The sequence below is a fragment of the Gardnerella sp. KA00288 genome (assembly GCF_049244085.1).
GTDB lineage: Bacteria > Actinomycetota > Actinomycetes > Actinomycetales > Bifidobacteriaceae > Bifidobacterium > Bifidobacterium greenwoodii.
In genome coordinates this window covers 583,881-605,985 of sequence record NZ_CP058373.1, presented here as the reverse complement: position 1 = coordinate 605,985, position 22,105 = coordinate 583,881, and the positions used below count along the sequence as shown (strand labels likewise).

Annotated in this window: 19 protein-coding genes; 2 read left to right on the top strand and 17 right to left on the bottom strand. The window is 44.4% G+C overall.

The window, feature by feature from the left end; genetic code table 11:
- Nucleotides 1-3: 3 nt before the first annotated feature.
- The 6 genes from HXT52_RS02245 to hrcA form a co-directional block, all read right to left on the bottom strand.
- A complete protein-coding gene (locus HXT52_RS02245; RefSeq protein ID WP_421776109.1) occupies nt 4-171 on the bottom strand; it encodes a hypothetical protein in 168 nt (55 codons plus the stop codon).
- Nucleotides 172-444: 273 nt separating this feature from the next.
- Complete coding sequence (locus tag HXT52_RS02240) at nt 445-1,275, bottom strand: inositol monophosphatase family protein (protein WP_421776108.1); 831 nt, start codon at nt 1,273-1,275, stop codon at nt 445-447.
- 248 nt (nt 1,276-1,523) lie between these two features.
- Nucleotides 1,524-2,198 carry a phosphoserine phosphatase SerB gene (gene serB, locus HXT52_RS02235; RefSeq protein ID WP_421776107.1) on the bottom strand — a complete coding sequence of 225 codons (675 nt, stop codon included), beginning with the start codon at nt 2,196-2,198 and terminating at the stop codon, nt 1,524-1,526.
- Between the two features lie 4 nt (nt 2,199-2,202).
- A complete protein-coding gene (gene fmt / locus HXT52_RS02230; RefSeq protein ID WP_421776106.1) occupies nt 2,203-3,189 on the bottom strand; it encodes a methionyl-tRNA formyltransferase in 987 nt (328 codons plus the stop codon).
- 47 nt (nt 3,190-3,236) lie between these two features.
- The gene (dnaJ, locus tag HXT52_RS02225; RefSeq protein WP_119521251.1) at nt 3,237-4,394 is read right to left on the bottom strand and encodes a molecular chaperone DnaJ; all 1,158 of its coding nucleotides are present in this window, start codon (nt 4,392-4,394) and stop codon (nt 3,237-3,239) included.
- A 69-nt stretch (nt 4,395-4,463) separates the two neighbouring features.
- Nucleotides 4,464-5,480 carry a heat-inducible transcriptional repressor HrcA gene (gene hrcA, locus HXT52_RS02220; protein ID WP_421776177.1) on the bottom strand — a complete coding sequence of 339 codons (1,017 nt, stop codon included), beginning with the start codon at nt 5,478-5,480 and terminating at the stop codon, nt 4,464-4,466.
- A gap of 327 nt (nt 5,481-5,807) precedes the next feature.
- On the opposite strand from hrcA, the gene tkt reads away from it, so the two are divergent.
- Complete coding sequence (gene tkt, locus HXT52_RS02215) at nt 5,808-7,907, top strand: transketolase (RefSeq protein WP_019261077.1); 2,100 nt, start codon at nt 5,808-5,810, stop codon at nt 7,905-7,907.
- Nucleotides 7,908-8,127: 220 nt separating this feature from the next.
- Nucleotides 8,128-9,231 carry a transaldolase gene (gene tal, locus HXT52_RS02210; RefSeq protein ID WP_421776105.1) on the top strand — a complete coding sequence of 368 codons (1,104 nt, stop codon included), beginning with the start codon at nt 8,128-8,130 and terminating at the stop codon, nt 9,229-9,231.
- Between the two features lie 302 nt (nt 9,232-9,533).
- Here tal and HXT52_RS02205 read toward each other — a convergent pair whose 3' ends face one another.
- From HXT52_RS02205 to HXT52_RS02155, 11 genes are all read right to left on the bottom strand, one after another.
- Nucleotides 9,534-11,444, bottom strand: a complete 1,911-nt coding sequence (locus tag HXT52_RS02205; RefSeq protein ID WP_421776104.1) for a PASTA domain-containing protein — start codon at nt 11,442-11,444, stop codon at nt 9,534-9,536.
- 447 nt (nt 11,445-11,891) lie between these two features.
- Complete coding sequence (locus HXT52_RS02200; RefSeq protein ID WP_421776176.1) at nt 11,892-13,343, bottom strand: ATP-binding protein; 1,452 nt, start codon at nt 13,341-13,343, stop codon at nt 11,892-11,894.
- Nucleotides 13,344-14,068: 725 nt separating this feature from the next.
- Nucleotides 14,069-14,596, bottom strand: a complete 528-nt coding sequence (locus tag HXT52_RS02195; RefSeq protein ID WP_421776103.1) for a hypothetical protein — start codon at nt 14,594-14,596, stop codon at nt 14,069-14,071.
- Between the two features lie 39 nt (nt 14,597-14,635).
- Complete coding sequence (locus HXT52_RS02190) at nt 14,636-15,211, bottom strand: hypothetical protein (RefSeq protein ID WP_421776102.1); 576 nt, start codon at nt 15,209-15,211, stop codon at nt 14,636-14,638.
- A gap of 50 nt (nt 15,212-15,261) precedes the next feature.
- Nucleotides 15,262-15,780 carry a hypothetical protein gene (locus HXT52_RS02185; RefSeq protein ID WP_421776101.1) on the bottom strand — a complete coding sequence of 173 codons (519 nt, stop codon included), beginning with the start codon at nt 15,778-15,780 and terminating at the stop codon, nt 15,262-15,264.
- Between the two features lie 129 nt (nt 15,781-15,909).
- A complete protein-coding gene (locus HXT52_RS02180; protein ID WP_421776100.1) occupies nt 15,910-16,422 on the bottom strand; it encodes a hypothetical protein in 513 nt (170 codons plus the stop codon).
- A 332-nt stretch (nt 16,423-16,754) separates the two neighbouring features.
- Entirely contained in the window at nt 16,755-18,128 is a 1,374-nt protein-coding gene (locus HXT52_RS02175; protein WP_421776099.1) for an AMP-dependent synthetase, read from the bottom strand.
- A gap of 488 nt (nt 18,129-18,616) precedes the next feature.
- Nucleotides 18,617-19,456 carry an HAD hydrolase family protein gene (locus HXT52_RS02170; RefSeq protein WP_421776098.1) on the bottom strand — a complete coding sequence of 280 codons (840 nt, stop codon included), beginning with the start codon at nt 19,454-19,456 and terminating at the stop codon, nt 18,617-18,619.
- A gap of 94 nt (nt 19,457-19,550) precedes the next feature.
- A complete protein-coding gene (secG, locus tag HXT52_RS02165; protein ID WP_004127207.1) occupies nt 19,551-19,799 on the bottom strand; it encodes a preprotein translocase subunit SecG in 249 nt (82 codons plus the stop codon).
- A 52-nt stretch (nt 19,800-19,851) separates the two neighbouring features.
- Nucleotides 19,852-20,649 carry a triose-phosphate isomerase gene (gene tpiA / locus HXT52_RS02160; RefSeq protein ID WP_375169430.1) on the bottom strand — a complete coding sequence of 266 codons (798 nt, stop codon included), beginning with the start codon at nt 20,647-20,649 and terminating at the stop codon, nt 19,852-19,854.
- Between the two features lie 191 nt (nt 20,650-20,840).
- Nucleotides 20,841-22,046, bottom strand: coding sequence for a phosphoglycerate kinase (locus tag HXT52_RS02155; RefSeq protein ID WP_421776097.1), 1,206 nt, complete (start codon nt 22,044-22,046; stop codon nt 20,841-20,843).
- Between the last annotated feature and the right edge of the window lie 59 nt (nt 22,047-22,105).

The window sequence follows — 22,105 nt, the reverse complement described above, 5'->3', positions numbered from 1 at the left end:
CCATCAGCATACGCAGGCGCAGGAGAAACGAATACCCCCCCCCCCGAGCACCATAGCACCTGCAAGCATAGCTGCGCACACGCTCTTAGAAAGCGGCGCATAATCGCCATTCTTAGCTAACTTACGTAAAGATGCAAAACTATTTGCGTTAATAATATTCTTCTTCATCATTTCTTTTACTCCGTTTATTCAACCGAGAGATTTTGCGTATTAAATCAAACTCGGTAAATTAGCGTTTATTCCTATGAATTAGTAGCATCATATGCCAAATCACCATGCCAACGTTTTAATATGCGTTCAGCTCAGCGAATTTTAGCAATCCGAAACTAGCACAGCTGGTATTTTACTCAAAAATTCATACATTTCAAGCATTTTTATATGTGATTTTTGCTACTTTTAGAGCAAAACTAATATTGCGTTATTTGTGCGAAAATTAGTTTACGCTTACTTAAGATACGGCTTTAACTCGTTAATAAGCAAACCGTTAGAAGCAACTACGTCATTTTCGCGTCGCCAATGAATAGGGTTTCCATCCCACTGGCAAACCTGACCCTGCGCTTCTAGCACAACCACAGCTCCAGCAGAAACGGCTGGAATATCCCACTGATGCAAATGCGGCTCAAAGTAAGCGTCGTACGTGCCGTCCGCCACTTTGCACAAGTCAAGCGAAGCCGGACCAATGCGCTTAATATCCGCAGGGCAGCCGGTTTCAACAGAAGCAACTACGTCAAGAGCGCGCTTAGATTCGCCCGGTATATAAGACATTCCGTAGCACACAACGGATCCGCGCAAAGTTGAAGTTGTGGAAGGAGTAATCTTCTCGCGCTTTTCGCCTTGCGGAGTCCTACGAATACGAATAGCACCCTGGTCCTTTGCAGCCAAATAGGTTAATCCCAATGCAGGAGCGTGTACAACGCCAAGCACTGGGCGAGCTGAGCCTTCATCGTTAAACTCAAAAAGCGAAACGGTAAGAGTCCACTCTGCCATGTCTCGGTTGAAATTAATAGCGCCATCAACGTTTCCAACGCACCAAAAACGGTCGCCCGGATTGCAATGCTCCGGCCTAGTGCGCCAAAAACCTTGGAAAGGATTTACGTACGTTAAACGGTTTTGAATAAAGCGCACGAGCTTATCGCCAAAACCGGACTCTGACTGCGTAGAATCGCCCAACGCAAGAGACGTCATATCTTGAGGGCTTAACTGATCCTGATACGCGTGCTTACCAACGTCTTCCAAAATGCGCGCAACTTCAAGCGCAACTTCTCGTAAATTCAACTTACACTCCCTACCCTTCGTGCGCGAATTTCAATGTAAATTCCTGAATCTTCTGCATTCACGCACACTTTTCTCTCAAAAACTAACTGTTATTTTACTAATCAATAGAAAGATTTACCAACACATTTATGCTCTGTGGATAAAAGCTACAGAACTTTCACAAAAAATTTAACCATTAATCTTTAATCATTGCTTCATTATTTTACATTGCTTATGTACATTACTCAACTTTTCGCTCTATAAATGCATTAATTCGCATTCAAAAAACGCAATACAGCGCTTAAATCGCGAGTAAGAATATGGTAAGGAGTAGCCTCTTGAACTGCTGGTTTTGCGCAAAAAGCCACGCCTAATCCAGCGAATTTAATCATTGAAATATCGTTCGCTCCATCCCCCACGGCCACAGTTTGCTCGCGCTCAACGCCAAGATTACTTGCCCAAGCTCGAAGCGCTTCAACTTTTGCGTTAGCGTTAACAATATTTCCTAGCACGTTGCCAGTAAGCTTGCCGTCAGCCGACTCTAAATGGTGAGCCACCCAAAAATCAATATTCAGACTCGGCAGCAATTCGTCTAAAATCTCGTGAAAACCGCCAGAAACTGCGCCAACTTTCCAACCGTGTGCATGAAGCGCGTCAATTAAAATATTCGCGCCTTTAGTTACGTGAATTTTGGGAATAATACGCTTTTTGCACTCGTCAATGTTTAGGCCGCGAAGCATACTCACGCGCAAACGCAAGGAGTCGTCGAAAGTGATTTCGCCACGCATTGCGCGCGCTGTAATCAAAGACATCTCCTTGCCGCAGCAAGCTTCCTCGCCGAGTAAATCAATAACTTCTTCCTCAATAAGCGTTGCGTCAACATCCATAACCAAAAGCCCCGGCTTGGCTAAAGTTGGCAGCAGCGAAGAAAAGTTCATGCTCATAATTTTATGCGCAGTAAGCTTTGGCCGAAAGCCTTGCTCCGCGCGCCCAATCGGCCGCTTTCATAGCTTTCTTTCCTTGCGCTTTTACTTCCAAAAGCTCAAGCGCGCCGCTTAAAGTACCAATCCAAACTTGCTTTTTGCCGGCAAGTAATTTTCCAGGATCAAGCTTCATCAAATCTTCAGCATGCGGATCGTTAGCATCTGCCGGCTTTGCGCGCAAAACATGCAAAGTAATCGGTTCTGCGTTATTCTCGTCGTCCGCATGAAGCTCGCACCACGCGCCCGGATTTGGCGTGCAAGCGCGAATTTGACGGTCAACCGCAAAAGCTGGCGCATGAAAATCAATATGAGCATTTTCAACCGTGATTTTTTGCGCAACTTCTTGAGGAGACTGATCCTGCTCAACCGGCACAATTTCGCCAGTTTCCATGCCACGAAGAGATGCTGCAAGAAGCGGCGCGCCGTCGATTGCAAGACGCGCAAGAAGATCGCCAGAATTTTCGTGAGGCTCAATTTTCGTAGTAAACTGCGCCAAAATAGGGCCACAATCCATGCCGCGCGTAATGCGAAAAACCGTGGCGCCCGTAATATCATCCCCAGCCCAAATTGCGCGCTGCACAGGAGCTGCACCTCGCCATTGCGGAAGAAGCGAAAAGTGAAGATTGTACCAGCCGAGCGGCAACGCGTCTAAAACGTTCTGTCGCAAAATCTTTCCGTATGCCACAACTGCCGCAGCTTTCGCGCCAGTTTCAGCAAGCTTATTAAGGAAGTTAGCTTCGTCTTTGCTAGGATCAATTTCAATTACTGGCAAGCCGAGCTCAAGAGCTGCCTGTTTTACTGGGCTTGGAACGAGCTTTCGGCCGCGACCGGTTGGAGCGTCCGGGCGCGTAATAACAGCGCGAACGTCAAAATGCTCGGTGTTTTTTGCCAACTCCTTAAGAGATGGAACAGCAACTTCCGGAGTGCCTGCAAACAAAATTGGTAATGCCATATTTCCTCTACTATTTTAAATCAAAGCAGTAAATTAAAGCCGTAAAATCAGCCAGCAAAAGCTTCCTTTAATTTACTAAAGAAGCCTTTTCGCTCACCCGACTGCTCATCAAGCGAATTTTGCTTAACATGCTTTACGTCACCGTCATGCAAATTAGCAAACTTACTAATAAGCGAACGCTCTTCTGCACTAAGCTTCGTTGGAATCTGAACCAAAACATGAACAATAATATTGCCGCGATCTTTAGAACGAAGCTTCGTAACTCCAAGATTTTCAAGAGTTACAGTGTCGTCGCTCTGGCATCCAGCAGGAATTTCAAGCTTTTGAGGGCCGTCAAAAGTTTCGATTTCAACATCGTGACCAAGCACAGCCCAGCTCATAGGAACAGTAATCCAGCAATGCAAATCGTCGCCGTTTCGCGTAAACTGCTTGTCGGCGCGAATGTGAATATCAACATACAAGTCGCCAGCAGGGCCGCCGCACTCGCCAACGCTACCCTGAGAAGCAAGACGCAAACGGCTTCCATCTCGAATACCTGCAGGAACGTTCACACCAACTTCGCGAAGCGCGCGCACTCGTCCGCGACCACGGCAATTTTGGCACGGATTTTTAATAATTGTGCCGTGACCTTCGCACTTGTCGCAAGGCATTGAAGAAACCATTTGACCGAGCATTGTGCGCACAACCTTCTGGCAGAAGCCAGAACCGTGGCATTGATCACACTGTTCAGGAGCAGAATTTGCGGAATCTGCAGAACCGGAACCGCTGCAATCTTGGCACACTCCAAAAGCAGTTATGCGAACACTCACATTTCCGCCAAAAATAGCCGTTTTCAAATCAATCTTAGCTTCAGCTAAAGAGTCCTCACCAGGCTGAACTCTAGAAATTGGGCCTTGAGAAGTTCCAAAAGAGCCACCGAAGAACTGGCTAAAAATATCACCCATGCCCATGTCTGCAAAACCAGCACCTGAAGCTCCGGCACTTCCAGCAGAAGGATCGTTAGGATCGACTCCCATATCTACCATTCGACGCTTTTCTGGATTAGAAAGCACGTCGTAAGCTGCGTTTACTTCCTTAAACTTTTCTTCAAACTCAGCGCCTGCAATATCCGGATGATACTTGCGGCTCATCTTACGGTAGGCTTTGCGAATTTCGTCGTCGCTAGCGTTGTGGTCGACGCCTAAAATCTTGTAGTAATCAGTCAATTAATTCCCCTTTTACCTTTTCATAAATCATTTTTACATAAGGCACAGCCAGCTATAAGCCAGCTAATTTTAAGAATTTTCGGATATAAACGAATTAAGATAGCGCGCAACAGCCTTAACAGCTGTCATAGTTGCAGCATAATCCATGTGAGTAGGGCCGATTGAGCCAATAAACGCGGAATCAGAATCTTCATTGTAGCCGTAGGCGCTTGTTACCACAGAAGCGTTAAGCAAGCCCGGAGTGTGCGTTTCCGAACCGATTGCAACGCTAACTCCACTTTCGCAATCGCTTGCTTCCTCGCTTAGCGAAGTCATAAGTCGCATAATAACAGCCTGCTCTTCAAGCGCGTCAAAAAGAGAAGCAAAATCGCCAATACTTTGCCTATGCGCAAGTTGGGAAGCTCCAGCCATATACAAGTCGTGAGTGTGTTCTCCGTCGTGCATGTCTTTTAAAGCGTTAGAAAGCTGACTAATAATTTGCAAAGCCGACGCTAAATCCTTACGATTTGCAAGCAAATAAACGCGCTTAGAAGCATCTAAAAGAGAGGCTCCAACGCAATTCTCATTAACCATATTAACTAAATGCAATAAGTCGTCTGGATTTATGTTAGAGGCTTGAATCATGTGCTGAGCTACGCCTCCAGCGTCTGTAATTACAACAACCAGAAGCATAGAAGACGATACTTGAACAATCTCAATTCTTTTTACTTTTGATTTAGATAATGCTGGAGATGCGACGAGAGCAACTTGACCGGTAATACTTGCAAGAAGACGCGCGGAACGCTGCAAAGTATCTTGCAAACTAACAGATCCGCTTAAAAAGTTTCGTATAGCGCGACGCTGAGGTTCAGAAAGCGGAATAATAGCAGCCATGCCATCAACAAAATAGCGATACCCCTTTTGGGTAGGAATGCGTCCTGCAGAAGTGTGCGGCTGAACAAGGTAGCCTTCTTCTTCCAAAGCCGACATATCGTTACGAATAGTCGCAGAACTTACCCCAAGCTGGTGATGCTTTGCAAGAGCTGCAGAACCAACAGGCTCTTGAGAACGAATATAATCCTCCACAACTGCGCGCAAAATCATCATGCGTCGTGACTGCATTACCGCTCCTTATAAATAACAAATACGTCTAAATACTATATTTTTAATATTTATATTTCTAATATTTCTAATATTTTTTAGTATTTCTAATATTCATATAATAGTCTATTTCTTAGCACTCAACAGAGCATAAAAGCAAACTATTATCAGAGCACAAAAGCAAACTCTCAACAGAACATAAAAGCAAACTTTTGACACACTTTGTAACATATTCGTCGCGCGCGAAAGATAGGATTGAAGGGCAATGAGAGGGTAAAAAGCCAGCGTAAGCTGTGCTTAAAAACCCGGATTATTGGAAGGAAAGTAGATCACATGACCGATTTCAACTGGTCTGCATTAGACGAGCGCGCCGTAAAGATGGCGAAGGTTCTCTCGGCTGATGCTGTTGAGCGAGCAGGACACGGACATCCTGGCTCCCCTGTTTCATTGGCACCAATTGCGTACACACTGTACCAGCACTTCATTAAGCACGATCCTGCTGACCCAAAGTGGGCCGGCCGCGATCGTTTTATTCTTTCTGGCGGTCACGCTTCGCTTACGCAATATGTGCAGTTGTTCTTCTCTGGTTACGGCTTGACTCTTGACGATCTCAAGTATTTCCGTGGCGGCGCTGACACGCGTACTCCAGGCCACCCAGAGTATGGCTTAACCCCAGGCATTGAAATGACCACCGGCCCACTCGGCCAGGGTCTTGCCTCTGCTGTTGGTTTCGCTTACGGCCAGCGTTTTGAGCGCGGTCTTCTTGACCCAGAAGCTCCAGCCGGCACTTCCCCATTCGATCACAAGGTATGGGTTATCTGCGGCGAAGGCGACGTTGAGGAAGGCGTTTCTTCTGAAGCTGCTTCCTTGGCTGGAAACCAGAAGCTCGGCAATTTGACCGTAATCTTCGATGCAAACCACATTCAGATTGAAGGTGACACTAAGCTCACCTTCTCTGAAGATATTCTTGCTCGTTACCGTGCATACGGTTGGTACACCGATGAAGTTAGCTTCATCCAGCCAGACGGCTCCTACAAGGAAGACGTTCAGGCTTTGGCTGCTGCTATTGAAAAGGCTCAGGAAGTTACCGACAAGCCTCACTTCATTAAGGTTAATACTTTGATTGCTTGGCCAACCCCAGGCAAGACAGACAACGAAGCTTCCCACGGCTCCAAGCTTGGCGAAGAAGCTGTGAAGGGCTTGAAGGAACTTTGCGGTTTCGACCCAGAAGTTTCGTTCCCAATCGACGAAGAAGCTTTGGCTCACGCTCGCAAGGTTGCAGAGCGCGGCTTGGCTGCTCACAAGGCTTGGGATGAAGCTCTTGCAAAGTGGGCTGCCGCTAACCCAGATAAGGCTGCTCTTTACGAGCGTCTTAAGGCTGGCAAGCTTCCAGAAGGCTTCGACAAGGCTATTGACGACTTGGTTGCTGGATTCGAAGTTGGCTCTAAGGTCGCTACCCGTAAGGCTTCCGGCGCAGTTCTTAACGCAATTGCTGCTGTTATGCCAGAACTTTGGGGCGGTTCCGCTGATTTGGGCGGCTCCAACAACACCAACATTAAGGGCGCTGACTCCTTCGGTCCATCCGAAGACGCAACCCGCACTTGGCCAAACGTTTCCGAGCACGGCCGTCAGCTTCACTTCGGTGTGCGCGAGTTCGCAATGGGTGCTATTACCAACGGTATTTTGCTTGGTTCTGACACTCGCCCATTCAACGGCACCTTCTTCCAGTTCTCCGACTACGAGCGCCCAGCAGTTCGCTTGGCTGCTTTGATGGAGATTCCAAACCTCTACGTTTGGACCCACGATTCCGTAGCTTTGGGCGAAGATGGTCCAACTCACCAGCCAATCGAACACTTGGCTGCTTTCCGCGCTATTCCTCAGCTTGAGGTTGTGCGCCCTGCAGACGAGTACGAAACTGCTGAAGCTTACCGCTACTTCTTCGAGAAGAAGAACAACTACCCAACTGCCATGATTTTGACCCGCCAAGGCGTTCCAACCCTCGCTGAGACTGCTGAAAAGGCTCGCGAAGGCGTGAAGCACGGCGCTTACGTTTTGGTTGATTGCGAAGGCACTCCAGACGTAATCATCATGGCAACCGGTTCCGAAGTTCAGTGGGCTGTTGCCGGCGCCAAGACTTTGGCTGCTGAAGGCATTAAGGCTCGCGTTCTTTCCATGCCATCCCTCGAATGGTTCGAAGAGCAGGACGAAGAGTACAAGGAAGCAATCCTTCCAAAGTCCGTCAAGGCTCGCGTTTCCATCGAAGCTGGCTTGGCATTGCCTTGGTACAAGTATCTTGGCGATTGCGGCAAGGCTGTTTCTATTGAACAGTACGGCTTGCAGGGTGACGGCGGTCAGAACATGATCGACTTGGGCATTACTGCTGAGCACGTAGTAGAAGCTGCTAAGGCTTCTATCGAAGAAGCTCGCGCCTAAGATAGCTTGGCAAAAAGCAAGTAAGCAAAATAAAGCTTGATGTATCAAAATAAAATTGGTATGTCACAAAACTAGAAGTGCTAACGAAACACTTCACAAGAGACAGCGACGGCGTGTTGATGCCGAGCTACCGTTGGTTCGACATCAACCGCTGTTTCTTGTAAAAACGCCAAAATACCGACGTGCCCCAATTGGTGGAGCACAGTGTTAAGGAGATAACATGACTGAAGCAACGCAGCGCACTAGCGATTCCGGCGTTTCTATTTGGTTGGACGATTTGTCCCGCACCCGCATTGAGTCCGGCTCTTTGCAGGATTTGATTGCTAACAAGAATGTTGTTGGCGTTACCACCAACCCATCCATCTTCCAGAAGGCTTTGAGCCAGGTTGGCCCATACGATGCACAGCTTAAGGAACTCGGCAAGGTCGACGTTGAAACCGCTATCCGCGAGTTGACCACCACCGATGTTCGTAACGCAACCGATATCTTCCGCGAGATCGCTGAAAAGACCGACTTCGTTGACGGCCGCGTCTCCATCGAAGTTGACCCACGCTTGGCTCACGATACTGCTAACACTGAGAAGCAGGCTGAAGAGCTTTGGGCAAAGGTTGATCGTCCAAACGTTATGATCAAGATTCCAGCAACTTTGGAAGGTCTTCCAGCTATCACCGCTACCCTTGCTAAGGGCATTTCCGTGAACGTAACCTTGATCTTCTCCCTCGAGCGCTACGAGCAGGTTATCGACGCCTTCATCGAAGGTATTGCTCAGGCAGATGCTAACGGCCACGACTTGAAGCACATTGGTTCCGTAGCTTCCTTCTTCGTCTCCCGCGTTGATACCGCTGTTGACAAGCTCCTCGAAGCTAACGGCTCCGATGAAGCTAAGGCTCTTGAAGGCAAGGCTGCTGTTGCTAACGCTCGCTTGGCTTACGAACTCTTCGAGAAGAAGTTCGCAGCTGACCCACGTTGGGCTGCTCTTGAAGCTAAGGGCGCTAAGAAGCAGCGTCCACTTTGGGCTTCTACCGGCACCAAGAACGCAGCTTACTCCGACTGCAAGTACGTTGACGAGTTGGTTGCTGAGCATGTTGTGAACACCATGCCAGAAAAGACTTTGAACGCTCTTGCTGATCACGGCAACGGCGCTGCTTCCGTTAAGGGCACTTACGAAGAGAGCCACGCTGTTATGAACAAGCTTGCTGAGCTTGGCATCAACATTAAGGACGTTACCGACAAGCTTGAGGCCGACGGTGTTGCCGCCTTCATCAAGTCTTGGGATTCCGTGATTGCTGACGTGCAGTCCGGCATCGATCGCGTAAACGCCTGATTTGATTAATCAGTAATAAATAAACATAAACCGCACATGTTCGTGGATTAATTCACACATGTGCGGTTTTTGTTTGCGCAGAGCTCCAAACACGAAATAATTTCCCCACGTTTGGAGGGATGCGAAGGGTTAGGCGCTCCAAATGTGAGGAAATATCCCCACATTTGGAGGGTTTAGCGTTGTGTGACGCTCCAAACGCGAGTAAAACTCCCCACAATTGGAGCGCTCAACGTACGATTACGCTCCAAACACGAGATAATTCCCCCACGTTTGGAGGGTTACCCGAACAAACCGTAAATCTGTTACTTAAGCGAGCTCCAATCAAACGGCTGCTCAACAAGATAGTACGCATTGCTGTCATCCGGAGCAGGCGCAAACGGCACAGGCTTATGCTTGCTAGTCGGCACAAACGGATTATCTGAGGTCGAATACTCGCCATCAAACGGCACAACAGTTTCTTTGTAAAGCTTAGGATCCCTACGCAAAATAAACGGACGGTTAGGATCAGGCTGCGTTTTACCTTTGCCTTTAAAATATCCGCTACTTTCCAGCTCATTAAGTTTTGCATTCACCGGAATTGCAACGAAGAAATCGGTCATTCTATAGCTCATTCCGGTCCACTTCTTATGATTGTGTAAATCCATAAATAGAGACAGAACATCGCCATCGTAATTCTTCAGATGACCAGCTTCACACACTTTTTGATCTAAAATAGGCAACAAATACAAATCATCACCGCAATAAGGTACACCAAGCGACTGATAAAATTCAATAGCGCCAGTATCTCCAGCTATAAGATGATTATGCATAAGATCCTTCATATGCGGATCAAGCTTTTCTCCACTAGTAACTGACGCAGAAGAAATAACGTCTAGAATCATTTGCATTAAATTATCTGTTGACATTTCAAGCGTATTTGGAGTGTAGCTACGTAATATTCGGTCAAATGACGAACTAAAATCATCACCCGGATACCCGTTTATAGTATAGATACGTGTTTCCTTCTGATATTCGTTAGGAGTATAAATAGTTGTTGCTCCCAAATTTATGCAGTCACCGGATTTAGTGCACCAAGTTCCAAGCAAAGGCTCCATAAATGCTATAAATTGTACTTTTGTATTGCCTTTTTTATACTCTAAAGACTTACCTTTCATATCCGTTGCAATAGCAGTTCTTGCGCCAGACGCGTCAACGCCATAGAGAAGATCAATATGACCTCCAGTAAATTGCGATCCAAGCGAAGGATAAGTTCCCATAATTTTGCCTATCATTTTTTTAGACGCAAAATGAGGCTTTAAGGTAATATCGTTAAAACCAAGAGAGTTGAGCTTTTCCTTGGCTTTATCTTTATCCATGCCGAATATATTTACAGGAATACCCTTATTTTTGCTTGCGACAGCAAGATTAATAACGCCCTTATTACCATTTATAACGGAATAGCCTGGCATAGGCTCGGAGCCAATCACTTCCCCAGTCGGCTTATTATCAACAACAACATTGTGGACCTTTACTTCCACACCCATATTTTTAAGAATCTTAGTAACTGAACCAACTTTTTTGCCAACTATGCCTTTAGATGGCACGCCCGGGCCTTTGGACTGAACAATCGTAACAGGATTAAATTTAAGCACTGAATTTCCAGGATTCGTACCGTCAAGTCTTAAGAAACTTCCGCGCTTACGCTTGTTAAATTCGCCTTTAATTCTTACGCTTAAGCCCTGCTTTTCGAGCTTTTTAGTCATTTTTGTAATGCTTGTGCGCGCAAATTCAGAAGCATTCGGCAGCTTAACTTTGTTAAGCTCGAAATAGAGAAGTGTGCCAAGAGCAGCAGCAATAACTATTGAAACAGCAACAACAACTGCGATTATTACCCTCGTTTTATCTACTTTGTGCACTTCGCGATTTTCGTGATTTTCGCTATTTTTGCGATTTTCATTTTGCGGAAGATTGTGCGAAGGATCTTGCGAAGAATCGTACGGAAGCTGCTGGTCTTCCGGTTGATTGCCAAACTGAGACTGCGAATCTGCAGGCTGGTTGATTACCGAAGTCTGCTGGTACTCAGGTTGGTTGATTACTGTAGCCTGCTGCTCTTCCGGTTGATTGACAAACTGAGACTGCGAATCTGCAGGCTGACTATTTACTGGAGCGCCACAATTTTCGCAAAATGACCAATTATCTTCAAGAGCGCTACCACACTGTATACAAAACGCCATAACACACCTTCTTTGCCGGCACCTTCTTTATTGGCGCCTCATATGCTCTCTTTACAAAGACCAATATACTCCAACCGCCAAAAAATGATGCGAGCCCCGCAACAGCGTTACTAACTCAGTCAACCAACTGAGAAAATAACAGTAATAAGCAAAACACCGTTAAAAACTCAGTCAAGTATCTGAGAAAATAACGGTAACGCTAGAAAACAAATGCAAAGGAAATTTACTGCAAATGCTCAACAGCAGCTCTCAAGCAGGTCGTCAGCGCACACAAAACACAACTAAATTCCCAATAAATTACCACACTAACCTGCCCTGCCTTCGTCTTTACCGACGAAGGCAGACCTCGCTTGCGTTGAAAGCACACCGCGCTTTCAACCCTAAGCAAGCTCGGCGCTCCGAATTGCTTTCGCGCGCGCTGTGCTGCGCTCAAGCAGGTCGTCGCGCTCACAGAAACTCAGCCATCACAATCGGCAAACATTCAATCGCACCAACGCGCTGATAGTCTTTAGTGTAAATCAGCAGCTCGCGCGCAATACGCGAAGAAAACTTGCGCGAGAAAACATCAAGCGAAGCATGAGTTTTATAGCCAGAACTTTTCACTTCAATCGGCACAATTTTATTATTCTCCGCAATCAAAAAGTCAATTTCGTAATTGCTCCTGCCACGCTTTTCCGCACTAATCGCACCATCACTACTTGTGCCATCACCACTTGCGCAATCACCTTCATCAACCAAATCCTCCGCAAAAGTGTGATAATACAACTCGTGCCCATGCGCACTCAAGATTTGTGCAACCATATTCTCATAAACGTACCCAAGATTCGCTTGCAACTTACCGCTCAACAATCGCGCGTAAATATCATTGCTCGTAAACGACTTATCCTTAAAAGCCAGCGTAACAAACAATCCAGTATCCGCAAGAAAAAGCTTAAATTTAGTCAAATCCTTATATTGAGCCATTCCTGCAGAAGGGTCAGAAGTATGATTCGCAATGAGAACGGTTCCGGAATCCTTTAGCTGTGCGAGTTGCTCAAGAATATCATCCGCACCTTTCCCAGCAAGAACACTAGAAACGTGGTATCGCGACGTGTTAGACATAAGTTGCGCAGGAATAGCGTCGAAAATCGCGGAAATTTTACCAGTTGCGTCAATCTTCCTAAAATCATCCTCATACAGTGAAAGAATGTTGCGTTTCACTTGATCCACAGCACTAGAATCGTTAGTTTCAATATAACTTTCTACAGCTTGCGGCATTCCGCCAACCAGCATATAAAGACGAAAATCTCTCAGAATCTTCCTGTATGCAGCCTGACCGATTGGCTTTTTAGAATCATATAGTTTACGCAGAAGCGGAATCGTAACTTCATCACCAAGCGCTCGAGTGAACTCCTCATAATCCATCGGATACATTTTCAGCTTGTGTTCTTCGCTCGGAATAAGAATATCCTTAACATTTTTATGAATCGAAATTAGCGAACCTGTTTCTATATAGTCATATCTGCCGTCGCTCACTAAAGCTTTTATGGCTTGACGCGCTTTGGGGCAAAGCTGTACTTCGTCGAAGACAATGCAAGATTTTCGCTCTTTTAAGCTTGTTTTGTACGCTAGTTGCAGCTGCAAGAAAATATAGTTTACGTCCGAAAGATCGTCGAAGAGTTCCTTTACTTCTTTCGATGCGGTGTAAAAGTCAACAATAATGTAGCTTTCGTATTCATTTTGGACGAATTCTTTTACGATTGTCGATTTTCCTACGCGACGCGGACCTTCGATAAGCAGCGCTGTTTTACCGTTGGACTCGCACTTCCAGGCTAGCATTTCAGAGTATATTTTGCGTGGGAATTTGAGGGTTGATTTGCTACGCGACTCGCTACGTGCTGCATCTAACGATTGTCGCATGAGATTACGATGAGTTTTAGATGACGTATTACCTTCGTAAACCATTGCAATTCCGCCTTTCTTCCCAAAATCGACAATTTTATTTTAGCAGATTACCCCAAAATCGACAATTTTTATTACCGTAATTTACCCCAAAATCGACAATTTTATTTCGCAAATTTACCCCAAAATCAGCATTTTACTACTCTAATATGCAATAAGCACAGGTACATATGCGCTGTACCTTCAAAAGTTACTAACGCAGAAAGCATACTGCACTAGTAACGATAATAAGCACAACACCGTTAAAAACTCAGTCAACCAACTGAGAAAATAACAGTAATAAGCAAAACACCGTTAAAAACTCAGTCAACCAACTGAGAAAATAACGGTGATTACCTGCCAGAAAGAGTTTGCCAGCGAGATTTGGTTAAAACGTTACGATGGCGCACGCGAGTTTCGTAAGCGAGCGCTTAGAGCGCGAGCATCATCTCGCATTTGGAGGGTTGCGGAGGGTTAGACGCTCCAAACGCGAGGAAATTTCCTCACAATTGGAGCGCTCGACGTATGACTCCGCCCAACTGCGCCAATGTCGAAAAACGACAACACCGCGCGTTCTAAAAGCACTCGTTATCAACCAACGCGCATAATCCGCGGCACACCAGCCTCAACAAGCTTCCGCTCAAGATTCTTAACGCCAACAACATCCGAAAAATTAAAACGCACTACAACTTAGCAATGCTTAACTAATTCTTTCGAGAGCTACCATATTGAATCATATTGTTAACGCTATCCTTGCTAATCAAAAGTATAACTCGACAATATTTAGATGCGTCGATGTTGGAATTAATGTTTGCAAACGTACCTGGATTATATATCCCACCGCACTTATCGGAATAGCTATATCTCATTAATACTCCGTAGTTGTCATGGAAATAATAACCTAAGCGTTCTCTCTTGCTATCATAATAGATTTTAAATGCTTTTAATTCATCCTTTAAAAGATCATCATTCGGAGCAATAGAATCAGATAAACACTTTGCCCGTTTATAAAAATCATCAAAAGACGAGAAATTATTCTTTATATAAATATCTTCTTTATTATATAAAGGCTCCTTAGCAAGCTTAGTTATACCACAATTATTAGCAACTAACTTAATATTATTATTAACTACATCGCTTTTAACGCTATTACTATTACCACCTGAGCTACAACTGCACAAACACATTACAGCAGCAGCCATTGTAACAGATGCAACTATTCTCTTAAACATGCTAAAACAACTCCTTTTACAACAAATAAAAATCAACTACTAGTTATATAAGTAACCGCCCTTACTAAAAGAGTACTTATTAAAAGCGTCAACACTGAAAGCATCAAAGTAAATTCCTGTACCGCGGATATGTAGCATTATTACATATGAACGTCCAACATAATTAATAAACGAGAGGTTATTTTCTTTAAAGCAGTCATTAATATTATCAGGATTACACTTGCTAAATGTTCTCTCAACCTTAGAAGCTAATTCTAAAGCTTTAGAATCATCATGATTTAATCCTCGAATAATACATGGAACATCTTTAGTCAAAAAATGTAAAACATAACTACTAATTTCTCTAAAAAACACAGGCGTAGGCTCGTCACTATGCTCAAGATCTGCCGGGTAGAATTCAGATAAATCTCCATTATCAACGACATTAGTTTCGGAGATATTGCATGCAATAGCTGCCTCTCTAATAGTTACATTTTTAGAATGGTTAGTGCCATTGTTAACAGAACCCATAGCAGTTCCACCAGTTTGAACAGGCTCACCACATGCGCTCAAACCACACATGCAACTAAGCACCATAACCAAACAACACGAAACAAGCTTATAATTACGTTTCACTTCACACTCCTTAGTACCACATTGCAATATTTCAAAATATTTCGCAATATTCATTTCTTTCGATTCAACTGATCAAGATTGAACTTGTTTAAATCTTCTTTCGTCATAATGAAAATAGAATTAGAACAACTTCCCTTATAGGGATTTTTACCACAATTTATTAAAGGCAATGACCAGCGGTATAGCATATGATGTTTAGGATTAGCATTGTATTGTGCAATTGCAACAACATCCGAGTTTAAATATCTAAAAGAATTTTCAGTATCATCTGAACCAAGCATACTAATATTATCTTGATTTGCGGTAGAAATATTAGATTTTAGCAAGCACAACTTAGTTTTATTAAAATCATTAAACGTTTTAAAACCATTAATAATTGCCATGTCATATTTAGAATATACAGGATCCTTTATGACTTTTAATCCACATTCTGCAGCTAACGACTTAATAGAATCTCCCGACGGACTCGAAGAATTTATTTTATCATTATTCTCACCGCAACCAGATAAACCTGTTAAGGCTATTGATAAAGATGCTACAAAATATATAAATTTTTTTGCTCTACTCATAACTACTAACAACTCCATTATCTACACATATAAAAATCTAATAATCAATGTCTGATGCCGATATTATGAAATACGAACTAACTCAATAATGTTCTTTTGACATTAAACAAATAATTAACCATAAAATACTTATTTAAATTTTTCTATGTTTATTTGACGGTATGTAGGATATATATAATATGTGCTACAAAGATATGGTGGCATATAATTGTCATAGTCTTCAGTATCAGCAGAGAAAAAAGAACTAATATCTGAAGATGCTATCTTATCACTGAATTTCTCTGCAATCGAATCTCTAGGATTGGCATTTTTTATAGCACAAGCATAATCTCTCTTAAAGGTTTCTCTTTCGCTAGAGCCATCTTGATCTTCACTTATAGTAAGTATGTCAGGTGCAGAATTTGGACTATGAGAGTGCCAAGACTCAAGACGCCAAGACTTGAAATTGCATTTTTTAGCTATATCTTTAAGAGATACATTTTCTGACAAATTCTTACTACTGGAGTCATCGGAAACGGAAAAACCGCTTGTAGAATTAGCATTGTTATTAGTTTGAACATACTTACCGCACGCGCTCAAGCTACACATGCAACTAAGCACCAAAACTAAACAACCAGAAACAAGACTATACTTACGTTTCACCTTCACACTCCTTATCACTACTTAGCGCTAGTTTGCGCAACTTCGCACTACTTAACGCTACCTTGCATCACTTAGCTATATTCGCCATATTTCGCAATATTTCTCAGCATTTCGCAATATTTAAAAACATAGCAAAAGCAAAATTTTCTCTCAACACTTACAAATATACTCCAACCACACAAAAACGCTACTAGCCACAAAACAGCGTTGCTAACGCAGAATGACTACTGCACGACGGTCTCCGAACAGGCAAAATGAGACCATAACGCAGTACGCCATCTGCGCCAATGTCGAAAAACGACAACAACCGCGCGCGCTAAAAGCTCTCGATATCAACCAACGCTCATAATCCGCGGAACACCAGCCTCAACAAGCTTCCGCTCAAGATTCTTAACACCAACAACATCCGCAAAATTGAAGCGCACAATCTTACTCACGCCGCACTCCCTAAAAAGCACCGACTCACGCTCCGCCTGCCTATCAATATTGCGATTAATAGCGGCCTGATTGTAGGAATTACGCAATATTTGAGTATCAGACGAAGAATTAAAGTTGATATTTGCATGCGTTGAATTAGTCGAATCAACAAAATACTTGTCATACCCATCAAGCTCGCCAACAATCAGGCCACCGCCCGAAACCCGCCACAAAAAATCACACCTATACTTAACCCTAGAATTCGGCACAACAAACTCATGCTGCAACTCAGGCACCATAAACCCAAGATCAATCATTGTGCCTCGCGTGAAAGACTCACCGCCATTCTCGCTTAAACCATTCTTAAAAAGGCAAAGGCGGCGCAGCATAAGAAGCGAATATTCTTTACTCCCATATTTTCCGAACCCGCCGACAGCAAATGCATTCGCAAACGACTCCGCAGAATTAGCAGTAACTACACTCTTCTCACGAGTACGCAAATCTTCATATTCTTCATTGAATGAATCGTACTCATCATAAACGTCTTCCACGTATTGAAGCTCATTAACGCAACCATTTCTACGTCCGCCAGCAGAAGTCCCGTATCTTCTTCCGCAAGTCTCAAGAACCTTGTTAAAGTTCACGTTATCACGCGCAGCAGAATCAAAAATCGGCAGCGCTGTCCTAAAATTCACAGTATTCGCAACATCAAAAAGCATCGTGCTCTTGTCAACAATATGACTTCTAATCTCGTAACTTACTCTGTCGCTTGAATGCGGAAGCGTAATAAGCTGCCCATCATACTTGCGACTCGGCTGCACAATACGCACGTCGTCACTTGTACCATCCAGCTCTTTGCATGTTCGCATAATCCTATGCAAATACGGATTATCGTTAGCAGACTTGTGCACAGAACTACGGATATAAATCTTCGTTGAACTTACAGAAGGACTGAAGTTGCACTGAATATTATCACTACCATCTTCTACATCATCATAATTTTCCACAATATCATAGCCAAGTAACGCAGCAGCAGTAAGACCAGTGAACTTCCATTCTGGATAAATCTCCATTAAAGAAATAGCTATGTGACGCATTTTTTCAGACGGATATAGCTTCTGCCAGTACTCAGTTCGCGCGCAAAGATTACGGAAAGTGCGCACAAAAGTGCCTTTCTTCACGCATCTATACGCATACTGCTTTTGTGCACTAGTAATTGGTCGTATACATTGATGATTACTTTCTGCATTTTCGATCATGCGTATTATTTCGTTACTGGTATTGCTCATACAATTTATTATTCAAAGATACAATATTTGCGCAATAAATTTTGAGCGTTGTGGATAAAAGGTATTACAGGAAGATAGTGAGCGTTACTAACTCAGTCAACAAACTGAGAAAATAACAGTAATAGGCACAACACTGTTAAAAACTCAGTCAACATACTGAGAAAATAACGGTAATAAGCAAAACACCGTTAAAAACTCAGCTAACATACTGAGAAAATAACGGTGATTACCTGCCAGAAAGAGTTTGCCAGCGAGATTTGGTTAAAACGTTACGATGGCGCACGCGAGTTTCGTAAGCGAGCGCTTAGAGCGCGAGCATCATCTCGCATTTGGAGGGTTGCGGAGGATTAGGCGCTACAAACGCGACATAATTTCCCCACGTTTGGAGGGTTGCAGAGGGTTAGGCGCTCCAAACGCGAACGAAACTCTCCACGTTTGGAGCGCTCGACGTATGACTCCGCCCAACTGCACTAGTAACGAAAGGTGTGTTATTCGCAATCTATTAAGAGGTTTGAATTAAGCCAGCTGGCAACGCCGTCATCGTTGTTGGAAGCGCAAACTTCGTCCGCAATCTCAAGCAAACGCTGATTACTATTCGCAACCGCAACACCGTATCCTCCGGCGCGAAACATATCGATATCAATAATATCGTCGCCAAAAACAACTGTGCGGCTCGTCTTTACGCCCAAACGATCGCAAATAACGTTCAGCGCGTGTCCTTTGTTTGCAAGAGGATTCGTGAGCATCCACAACACATCTTCGCTAATATGCAATGAAAAATCGCTCGGAAGAATACGCTGAAGCTGCTCCTTCTCACTCTCTCGAGGAACAATAATAATCTTGTCTGCAATGCCACTTGGAACATTAGAAAAATCGGTAATAATAAAATCCTGCTCGTTCCAAAGCATACGAACATCAAAATTAGTGTAACGAACGTCGTTCATCACAATACCAAGACGGAGCGTAGGGATGTCACTCAGCAAACGCAAGCAAACATCACTAGCAAGCTTAGAATCAAAGCCAAAACGCGTAAGAGTATCAATACTTCGCTGCGAAGTAAGATCACTAATAGTACTATGCGCGCAATCAAAATCAATAAGAGCACCATTAAGATATGCGCAAACTTGAGCTTGCAAATCGTGGATAAAATCAAAAGCACTACCAACAGGGCGAGCCGTAATAATTGCAAGCGGAATCCCAGATTCATGCAAACGCTCAGCAGCGCTAACAGTTTCTTGGCTTAAATATCTGCCTTCAAAAGTTTGTGAATCATGAAGCATAGTGCCATCAAGATCGGCAATAATGAGCGATGGAGAAAAACGAAGCATACGTACCTCAATGTTTAATGCGCGCACAATCAACACAATGCGTTTTAATAAAATAAAAGCGCGCAATCTTTCGACTACGCGCTTAAAAGAATACTTAAATTAGTGAGAACTTAGTCATTAAGTTCAAAATAACAATTACCGCAACCCAAATCAGTGCAATAATCACTGTCCAACGGTTCAAATTCTTTTCTGCAACACCAGAACTACCGGCGTTCTTCGTTAAACCGCCGCCGAACATGTCGGAAAGGCCGCCGCCCTTGCCCTTGTGCATCAAAATTAACAGAGTGAGCAAAATGCTAGTAAGCACAAGCAATACCTGCAAAACGATTTTCAGAGCGGACACAAGTAACCTCCTGTCTTAGAGTACCCGACTAATCTTAATAAGAACCGTTGACCTATAGACGCGATTGTGCTGCGGTGAGTCGCACAATATTCGACAACTCCTCTGCATCCAAAGAAGCTCCGCCAACCAAAAAGCCATCAACATCAGGCTCAGCAATAAGACTTGCAGCGTTGGAAGAAGTCACAGATCCGCCGTAAAGAATACGAACAGTATCTGCCACGTCACTTCCAAAAGTCGCGCGCAAATCTTCGCGAATAGCAGACGCCGCTTCCTGAGCCGACTGAGCAGTAGCAACCATGCCTGTTCCAATTGCCCAAACAGGTTCATAAGCAATAATCAAGCGCTTAGCCTGCTTTGCGTCCAAATCGCGAGTTACGTCATGAACCTGACCAACAGCAAAATCAAGCTCAATCCCCTGCTTGCGTTCCTCAAAACTTTCACCAACGCACAAAATCGGAGTCATTCCAGCCGCAAGAACCGCACGCACCTGGTCTACAATATTCGCATCGTCTTCCGGATGATACTTTCGACGCTCAGAATGTCCAACAATAACCATTGAGCATCCAAGACTTGCAAGCATATCTGCAGAAACATCGCCTGTAAAAGCGCCTTGAGCAGTAACGGAAACTGCTTGCGCTCCGTACAATATTGGTAGACGATCAGACTCAACAAGAACCTGAACGCTTCGTATAGAAGTAAAAGAAGGCATAAGAGCCACTTCGCAATCGCGGCAGTCGTAGTGCGCGTCACGCAAGAGCCACGCAAATTTTTGTATAAAATGCGTTGCTTCGCGGTGATTGAAATTCATTTTCCAATTACCTGCGACTAGCGGCTTTCTTTTAACAACCATAATCACCCTTAAAAGTTGAGGATTGAAGATTAATAGTATTACGCAAGATTTTACGCAAGATTTTACGCGAATTAGTATTATGCCGACTCCGATTTACAAAAGATTCATAAAATCGAAAGCCGGCATAATCTAAAATATTTAGTTTACTTATGACTTGCGTAAAATTTATTTACGACTTGCGTAAAGCTTATTTACTCAAGCACGCTCAAGCCTGGAAGAGTCTTACCTTCCAAGAACTCGAGGGAAGCGCCGCCACCAGTGGAGATGTGCGAGAAGCCATCTTCCGCAAATCCAAGGTTGCGCACTGCGGAAGCGGAATCGCCGCCGCCAACAATGGTGAAAGTGCCGTTCTTAGTTGCGTCAACCAAGCCCTGAGCTACAGCGCGAGTGCCTGCTGCAAACTCTGGAACTTCGAACACGCCCATTGGGCCGTTCCACACAACAGTCTTGGAATCGACAATCTTGTCGTGGAAAAGCTTCTGAGAGTCAGGGCCAATATCCAAGCCCATCTTGTCTGCTGGAATAGCGTCAGCTGGAACAACTTCTGGAGCAACAGGAGTATCTCCTGCTGGGAAGCCAGCGTTCACAACAATATCGGTTGGAAGCACAAGCTCAACGCCGTTCTTCTTAGCGGTTTCAATGTAGCCCTTAACTTTTTCAAGCTGATCTTCCTCAAGCAAGGAAGTACCAACTTCGTGGCCCAAAGCCTTGAGGAAGGTGAAGACCATGCCGCCACCAATAACAAGACGATCAGCCTTAGAGAGTAAGTTTTCAATAACGCCGAGCTTGTCGGAAACCTTGGAGCCGCCGAGAACAACGGTCAAAGGACGCTCTGGATTTTCGGTTGCGCGAGAAAGTGCCTTCACTTCCTTTTCAACAAGCAAACCTGCAACTGCTGGAAGATCGGCAGCAACATCGTAGTTAGAGCCCTGAGCGCGGTGAACAACACCGAAGCCGTCGGAAACGAATGCTTCACCAAGAGACGCAATCTTCTTAGCGTAATCTGCGCGCTCGGAAGCATCCTTGCTGGTTTCTTCTGCGTTAAAGCGCACGTTTTCAAGCAAAACAACGTCACCGTTGTTCATTGCAGCAACCTTAGCTTGTGCATCCTCACCGTAGGTATCTGCAGCCAAAGCAACTTTCACGCCGAGAAGCTCACCTAAACGAGCTGCAACTGGAGCCAAAGAAAGCTCTGGAACAACCTGACCCTTTGGACGACCAAGGTGAGCCATCAAAATCACCTTCGCACCCTGCTCGCGCAAAGCCTTAATTGTTGGCAAAGCAGCACGAATACGACCATCATCGGTAATCGTAGTACCCTTGAGAGGAACGTTAAAATCTGCGCGAACCAAAACGCGCTTGCCGCTCAAATCTCCCAAATCTTTCAGTGTCTTCATTGGTATCCTTTCCAGATCTATTGGCTTACCATACTGGCTTAATGCGTTCAAAAAGACTT

What these genes read in the sequence shown, in the direction of transcription:
- HXT52_RS02245 (WP_421776109.1), bottom strand. Translation starts at nt 171, where the DNA reads ATGATGAAGAAGAATATTATTAACGCAAATAGTTTTGCATCTTTACGT.
- serB (WP_421776107.1), bottom strand. Translation starts at nt 2,198, where the DNA reads ATGAGCATGAACTTTTCTTCGCTGCTGCCAACTTTAGCCAAGCCGGGG.
- fmt (WP_421776106.1), bottom strand. Translation starts at nt 3,189, where the DNA reads ATGGCATTACCAATTTTGTTTGCAGGCACTCCGGAAGTTGCTGTTCCA.
- hrcA (WP_421776177.1), bottom strand. Translation starts at nt 5,480, where the DNA reads ATGATGATTTTGCGCGCAGTTGTGGAGGATTATATTCGTTCTCAAGAG.
- tkt (WP_019261077.1), top strand. Translation starts at nt 5,808, where the DNA reads ATGACCGATTTCAACTGGTCTGCATTAGACGAGCGCGCCGTAAAGATG.
- tal (WP_421776105.1), top strand. Translation starts at nt 8,128, where the DNA reads ATGACTGAAGCAACGCAGCGCACTAGCGATTCCGGCGTTTCTATTTGG.
- HXT52_RS02205 (WP_421776104.1), bottom strand. Translation starts at nt 11,444, where the DNA reads ATGGCGTTTTGTATACAGTGTGGTAGCGCTCTTGAAGATAATTGGTCA.
- HXT52_RS02200 (WP_421776176.1), bottom strand. Translation starts at nt 13,343, where the DNA reads ATGCGACAATCGTTAGATGCAGCACGTAGCGAGTCGCGTAGCAAATCA.
- HXT52_RS02195 (WP_421776103.1), bottom strand. Translation starts at nt 14,596, where the DNA reads ATGTTTAAGAGAATAGTTGCATCTGTTACAATGGCTGCTGCTGTAATG.
- HXT52_RS02185 (WP_421776101.1), bottom strand. Translation starts at nt 15,780, where the DNA reads ATGAGTAGAGCAAAAAAATTTATATATTTTGTAGCATCTTTATCAATA.
- HXT52_RS02175 (WP_421776099.1), bottom strand. Translation starts at nt 18,128, where the DNA reads ATGAGCAATACCAGTAACGAAATAATACGCATGATCGAAAATGCAGAA.
- HXT52_RS02170 (WP_421776098.1), bottom strand. Translation starts at nt 19,456, where the DNA reads ATGCTTCGTTTTTCTCCATCGCTCATTATTGCCGATCTTGATGGCACT.
- tpiA (WP_375169430.1), bottom strand. Translation starts at nt 20,649, where the DNA reads ATGGTTGTTAAAAGAAAGCCGCTAGTCGCAGGTAATTGGAAAATGAAT.
- HXT52_RS02155 (WP_421776097.1), bottom strand. Translation starts at nt 22,046, where the DNA reads ATGAAGACACTGAAAGATTTGGGAGATTTGAGCGGCAAGCGCGTTTTG.